Origin of the sequence: Ruminococcus sp. OM06-36AC, assembly GCF_003438725.1 — a bacterium.
GTDB lineage: Bacteria > Bacillota > Clostridia > Oscillospirales > Ruminococcaceae > Ruminococcus_C > Ruminococcus_C callidus.
Genome location: NZ_QSTT01000050.1, coordinates 1 through 1,556, shown reverse-complemented (window position 1 = coordinate 1,556; position 1,556 = coordinate 1). Strand labels below are relative to the sequence as shown.

The 1,556-nt window shown below is 47.9% G+C and carries 2 protein-coding genes; both read right to left on the bottom strand.

All coding sequences use genetic code 11. The features are described from left to right. Positions 1-214: DNA methyltransferase (locus DXB92_RS13880; RefSeq protein ID WP_242986708.1), on the bottom strand; the 214-nt coding region annotated here is incomplete at its 3' end. Further along, positions 207-1,466, bottom strand: coding sequence for a site-specific DNA-methyltransferase (locus DXB92_RS12925; RefSeq protein WP_117734194.1), 1,260 nt, complete (start codon positions 1,464-1,466; stop codon positions 207-209). The genes DXB92_RS12925 and DXB92_RS13880, both read right to left, overlap by 8 nt. Positions 1,467-1,556 lie beyond the last annotated feature (90 nt).

Genomic DNA, 1,556 nt, shown 5'->3' with positions numbered 1-1,556 from the left:
AAGTTCCGTCTGGTCGAAGCACTCGCCGTACTTCTCGAAATATGGCAGTCAGCTTTTGTATATACTGTTCTGGAGAATCTTCGATTCCAATTTGACCAGCATTGCCGTAATCCCGCAAGCCATAATAAGGTGGGCTTGTGACACACATGGAAACGCTGTCATTTGGAAGTGTTCGCAGTCCTTCCAAGGCATCTGCACGGAGAATTTTAATCATCGGAAAGTTCCACTTCCTTTACCAGTTCAGAGTATGCAATCTGCTTCCCGTCACGGATAACATACACACCATCGGCATTTCCCGTATCTTCCACATACCGGCGAAGAATCACCGAGGCATATTTTTCATCCAGTTCCATGGTGTAGCAGATGCGGTTCATCTGCTCACAAGCCATCAAAGTAGAGCCGCTGCCGCCAAAGGTGTCCATTACCACGCCATTTTCCTGTGTAGAATTTCCGATGGGATAGCCAAGCAAGTCCAGCGGCTTGGAGGTGGGGTGATTGGCATTGCGTTTCGGCTTGTCAAAATGCCAGATGGTCGTCTGCTTGCGGTCGGAATACCAGTGATGCTTGCCATTCTGCATAAAACCATACAGCACAGGTTCGTGCTGCCACTGATAATCCGAGCGTCCCAGCACAAGGCTGTCTTTTACCCAGATGCAGCAGCCTGCAAGATGAAATCCGGCATCAATGAAAGCTTTACGGAAATTCAGCCCTTCGGTATCTGCATGGAATACATAGGCAGAACCGCCTTTTTCCAGATGTTCTGCCATTCGCTGAAAGGAGGACAGCAGAAATGTATAAAACTCCTCGTTCTTCATACTGTCATTCTGTATGCTCAAACCGCTGGCACTCTTAAACGAAACTCCATATGGGGGATCGGTCAGAATGAGATTTGCCTTCGTATCTCCCATGAGAGCAGATACATCTTCCGCAGATGTGGCATCACCGCACATCAGCTTGTGTCTGCCAACTGTCCATATATCGCCACGCTGGACAAAAGCTGCCTTTTCCAAGGCGGCAGACAGGTCAAAATCATCCTCTTTTGCCTCGTCATCTGCATCCGCACCCAGCAGATCTGTCAGTTCCTTTTCATCAAATCCGGTCATGGAAAGGTCGAAGCCGAGTTCCTGCAACTCCTGCATTTCAACGGACAGCAATTCCTCATCCCAGCCAGCATCTAACGCCATCCGGTTGTCAGCAAGAATATATGCTTTCTTCTGTGCTTCCGTCAAATGGTCAACAAATACACAAGGGACTTCTGCAATACCTTCTTTTTTTGCGGCTTCAATTCTGCCGTGACCGGCGAGGACGTTATATGCCTTGTCGATAATGACCGGATTGACAAATCCAAACTCACGCAGAGAAGAGCGAAGTTTCAGGATCTGTTCCTTGTTGTGCGTTCTGGCGTTATTGGCATAGGGTACTAACTTATTGATATCAACAAGCTGAAATTCTGTTGTCGTGGTCATCTGTAATTCCTCCTCTGCTGAATTCTGAGCATACCTTTTCGGGCGGCATCCATATTGCCTTTGACAGCCTGTCCCTTGATTGTGCGATAT

Coding starts and splice junctions, on each gene's coding strand:
- DXB92_RS12925 (WP_117734194.1), bottom strand. CDS start 1,466: ATGACCACGACAACAGAATTTCAGCTTGTTGATATCAATAAGTTAGTA.